Genomic DNA, 4,879 nt, shown 5'->3' on the forward strand with positions numbered 1-4,879 from the left:
AGCCCGGCCACACTCAGCCAGTGGCGTAATTGATAGGCATGGCAGGAAAACGGAAAGACCACCGCGAGCACCAGCGGATCTTCTCCGCTGGAAGCACGCGCGGCCACCAGCTTGTTCATGGCGGCGGCGATGTCGTTGGGGGTCGGCCCTTCCGACAAGGCACACAATCCCTGAAACAGCATCGGCGAAACGGTCACGCCATTACCGTTGAGGCCCATGGAAAACGCCGTGGCGAGGGGCTTCTTGATGCATCCCAGCCCCAGCGACGTGGACAACAGCATCGGCGCCAGCATCGGCGCCGCATCCAGCTGCCCCACCAATAGCCGATCGCGCAGGCTGGCCCAACTCCACTCCGGCTGCAGCTCCACATCCAGCCCTTCGGCGGCGAAGAAGCCTGCCTCCTGGGCCACTGCCAGCGGCAAGCTGTCTGTTAGCGGCATATAGCCGATACGCACCTTCATGAGGTTTGCTCCGTGAATGCCGGACGCCGGATAGTGGACGCCTGACGACGAACCGGCCTGACGCCGTCTACGGCAGGTGCACGGCTCATCGTTTTTTCCGGTGTCTCGATCAGGCTGCGCGCCTTCATCAATGGCATTACTCGTCGCATCTTGTCTCCTGTTTTTTGCGTCAGGCTTCCGGCGTCCAGCGTCTGGCGTTCTTCACCCTTGCGCCTTGAGCATTTCGGCATAATCCAGCACCGACCGGGCCACCTGAATCAACGGCTGCCCGCTGTTCATGGCCTGGCGACGCAGAGTGCTGTAAGCATCCTGTTCATTGAGCCGGCGACGCTGCATCAGCAACCCTTTCGCACGCTCAATGATTTTCCGCTCAGCCAGGGCCTCACGGGTTTCTTCCAGCTCTTCACGCAACGCCTGGTATTCCCGGAAACGGGCCGTCGCCACGCGCATGACACCGCGTACCCGGGTCAGGTCGGTTTCTCCAGCCACATAGGCACTGACGCCCGCGCGCAGCGCCGCCACCACCAGCTCTTCATCGTCCTGGTTGCAGAACATGACCATGGGCCGTGGGATATCCCGCTGAACCAGAGCCATGCTTTCCAGGGTGTCCCGGTCGGGCGCATCCATGTCGACAATCACCACATCCGGATTACTGCTGCGCACCTTCTCCGCCAAACCGGCGGCGCTGGTCAGGCGGCACAGGATCTCGTGGCCCTCATCAATGAGGGCCCGCTCGAGAATCGCAGCACGGGGTGGCTGGTCATCCACCAGCATGATTTTCAGAGCCATCTTATTTTCAGAACTATCATGTCAGGCGCGTCCGGAATCGTTGTCGTTACGGGTTGTTTTGCAACGGTTGTGCCAGTCATCACATCCCTAACCTGATGATTTTCAATGTATTTAGTTTCCCTCTGATCCAGCACCGAAAAAGTGCACCAAGGCGACGCACTTTTCGGCACCAAAATGTGATCAGAATTTAATCTCGCCCCAGGCCCAGTACTTGCTGGTGTCATCCTTGAAGTCATTGGCGTTGTACGCCGCATACTTCAGACCAACCACGTAGTGCTTACCGATGGGGCGGGCCACCAGCAGGTCGGTTTCCGAGCCGTAGTCAGTGCTGCCTTCGTTGGACTGAAAGTCGTGGTAGACCGCCGCCAGTTTGAACCCGGCCAGTTTGCCGCCCACGGTTACGAAGGTGTCTTCCAGGCCATCAGCCGGTGTAGCCAGGAACTGGTCCGCCCACCCGTTGAAGGCATGCTTGGTCGCCAACGGCGTCTGGAAAGCCACCAGGCCGTCATCTGAACCAAGCACTTCCTGTGCCACTTTTACCGTTACTCCGGCCACCTCTGCGCCCAGCTCGGCAAAGTAATAGTCGGTGTCACCGGCTTCCACCTCCTGTTGGGCCCCTTCCAGCGTGAGCAAGAGCTTTACCGCATCCAGATCGAAAGCACCGGCGTAACGCACACCGTAGGTGTCGTTCTGCGAGTCGGTCACGTTATCGGTTTCCAGTAGGTAGGCGTACGCGGTTAGCGAGCCACCCGGCATGCCCGCCCAGCTGGCATTGAAAAGATTGTTGGTCACATTGGCATCAAAACCCGGCGTAATGCCGTTCACCTGGGTCAGATGGGCCGCAGAGACACTGAAATCACTGATGCCGTAATCGATCCGCGCACCATCAAAGGTCTGTTCATCCTGGCGCCAGCCCACGTTCCCCACAAAACGGGCATTGTCGTAAATGATCCGCTGGCGACCGTAAGTCGCCACCAGGCCTTCCAGGGCGTTGCTACCGGTATAGCGAATCGCAGCACGGTTGAGTTCGGTCACTTCCGGGTCAGCGATGACCGGATAACCGGCCTGCTGCGGCGCATAGTTGTCCACCTGGCCCACGATGCGGGTATCTTCAAACTCCCCCATCACATCAAAACCGTGGAGCTTGCCACTCTGGTAACCCAGGCGGGTACGCAGGGTCAGCGCCTGGCCGTCTTCAGTGAAGGCATCACTGTTCACTTCTTCATAACGCAGGCGCATGTTCAGCAGCGGTGTGCCGTCTTTCAGTGCGGTAATGAATGCATCGTCTTCCGCGCTGGCGGTCCCCGTAAAGCCCAGCGTGGAGAGAATGACGCCGGCGGCAATGGCAGAATGTTTCATGGTTTTCTTCCTCACCTTAGTGTGTTTTATCGCTCTCGTTTCGGAAAACGCCTATCTTTGAAGGCGGTGTGCTCACGCCTGCCCCCTTTATCCCAGGCATAAAAAAACGCCCATGGAACAACGCCGCCGTTGACGACATTCCATGAGCGTCTTTGCTCAGATTCTTTCGCGATCACCATTGATCGCTAGCAGGATAGCGTGACGAATCATCCTGCTAATGTGCTTACGTTAGGCAAGCGCCATGCCAATTCCTGAAATGCGAAGGAAACAGCCCGCCGGGGAATAAAACAGGCCAAGGCAACTACCTGCAGGTGCCCTCAGATGGTCCAGTGGCACCGGGATAGCGCGCACTGTCTACGACCAATGGGGAATTATCATTCCCGCGAATAGTGAACATCATTCGAAGACTACAGCCGCAACGCGGCCAGCCTGTTAGGCTTGCGTTCTTTTATTGATTCTGCCCCTTGGCGCCCCACTGGAGTCACTGTGACCCACTCTGATTCAGATTCTCTGCGCATCGCCATCGCTGGCGCATTCAGCCTGGTTATTGCCTTGGGCATTGGCCGCTTTCTGTTTACCCCAGCCTTGCCCGACATGATTGCCGAGACCAGCCTCACTGCCATTAGCGGCGGCTACCTGGCAGCGATCAATTATGGGGGCTACCTGGCCGGCGCAATGCTCGCCATGCTGGTTCCCGCCCACCGGGCACGCACGGCTTTCTGGTTGGCCTTATGGGTGAGTGTTATCAGCAGCGGCCTGATGGGGTTAAGCGAGACCTTCACGCCCTGGGCCATCAACCGGTTCCTCGCCGGTGTGGCCAGCGCCATCATTATGGTCAACGGCTCCGCGCTGGTACTGGGCGCCATGCCCAACCATCTGCGTGCCCGGCTGGGCAATATCCACTATGCCGGCATTGGCCTGGGCATCAGCATCGCCGCCCTCACCGTGGCCTTTATTGAAACCCTGCACGGCAGCTATGCCACCATGTGGCTGGCCTGTGGTGCACTGGCGCTGATCATTCTGCCACTGCTGCGCCGCATACCCGCCCTGCCCCACGCCAAACACACCCAGCACGAACGGGCGCCGGTGAACCGCTCGGCCCTGGGTTTTCTGATCGCCAGCTACACCCTGGCCGGCTTCGGCTATATCACCAGCACCACCTACCTGCCGGTGATCGCCAAAGCGCAACTGCCGGGCCTGGACAGCGCCGCCTTCTACACCTGGCTGGCCGTGGGCCTGGCCGCCGTGCCCGCCAACCTGCTGTGGGGCAAGCTCGCCAGCCATGTCGGCGAACGCAACGCCCTGATGACAGCCCTGGTGGTGCAAGCAATAGGCGTCAGCGCCCCCGCCTGGCTACCCGGCCTCACCGGGCTGGTCGTCAGCGGCCTGCTGGTGGGCGCCACCTTCACCGCCGTGGTCGCACTGAGCATGTACTGCGGCCGCCAACTCGCCCCCCACGCCGCCAGTGCCGCCCTGGGCGCGTTAACCGCCTGTTATGGTGTCGGGCAGATACTGGGGCCGGTGGTGACGGCACGGTTGCTGGAAAGTAGCGGGAGTTTTGCGCCCGGATTGCTGGGGGCAGCGGCGGCATTGATTGGGGCGGCGGTGTTGTTGGTGCCGTTGGGGAAGGTGCGGTTTTAGGGTTTTGATCAAGAAGAAGGTGTCCGCTAAAAGGGGGGAACTACAAAACATAACGCCGCGAGCAGCAGCGCGGCTTTTTGCGTCTGCTGCCTTGCCTGGTTAATTGGCGACACACCAGCCTAACCAAAGACCACGATGTGAGCCTGCGAACCAGACTACATTTATGGCACCCGCAAGGACTCAAGCCTTGAAGACACCCCCAACCTGGAATGTGGCCGCCCACAACAAACGGGAAAGCCGAACCACACCCTCTTATTTTCTAACGGCACCGTAAATTTTGATGGTGGTACCGACTCAGAATCTCGCTCCGCCATAAATAAAGCAGAGCCATTTAACAGCGTATTCAATCGAACGGTTCGACATATCTTTCTTCGACATAATTCTTTTATGAATTTCGGGGAAAACACAGAAATTCGCAAGACAGTCAGGCTCTTACAGTGAAAACAAGAACTCTTCTCGTCTGAAAAAACTCGAAGAAGCGGCCTATTTCCTGACTTCCCCGATATCACCCCGTTCCGAAACTCACTCTATATCAACCATTTAGCATTTTCTGTAAGCCATATCCTACAAACATATGGCTCGTTCTGTTGAGCACGGCAGTGACGTCAGCCCCTTCGCCTTGCGAGCAA

At 58.6% G+C, this 4,879-nt stretch carries 5 protein-coding genes; 1 reads left to right on the plus strand and 4 read right to left on the minus strand.

All coding sequences use genetic code 11. The annotated features are described in order from the left end of the window. From A3754_RS12500 to A3754_RS12510, 4 genes are all read right to left on the minus strand, one after another. Positions 1 to 461, minus strand: a 461-nt coding sequence (locus A3754_RS12500; RefSeq protein ID WP_197468643.1) for an ABC transporter substrate-binding protein, incomplete at its 3' end; no start/stop codon positions are given. Beyond that, a complete protein-coding gene (locus A3754_RS26650; RefSeq protein ID WP_156496970.1) occupies positions 458 to 610 on the minus strand; it encodes a hypothetical protein in 153 nt (50 codons plus the stop codon). The genes A3754_RS12500 and A3754_RS26650, both read right to left, overlap by 4 nt. Positions 611 to 662: 52 nt before the next feature. Continuing rightward, on the minus strand, positions 663 to 1,250 hold the full coding sequence (locus A3754_RS12505) for an ANTAR domain-containing response regulator (RefSeq protein WP_007151333.1): 588 nt from the start codon (positions 1,248 to 1,250) through the stop codon (positions 663 to 665). 180 nt (positions 1,251 to 1,430) lie between these two features. Next, entirely contained in the window at positions 1,431 to 2,609 is a 1,179-nt protein-coding gene (locus A3754_RS12510) for an alginate export family protein (protein ID WP_063519958.1), read from the minus strand. 486 nt (positions 2,610 to 3,095) lie between these two features. Here A3754_RS12510 and A3754_RS12515 point away from each other — a divergent pair, with 486 nt between their 5' ends. Then, positions 3,096 to 4,250, plus strand: coding sequence for a YbfB/YjiJ family MFS transporter (locus A3754_RS12515; RefSeq protein ID WP_063519959.1), 1,155 nt, complete (start codon positions 3,096 to 3,098; stop codon positions 4,248 to 4,250). The last annotated feature ends 629 nt before the right edge of the window (positions 4,251 to 4,879 follow it).

The organism is Alcanivorax sp. HI0083 (assembly GCF_001635175.1).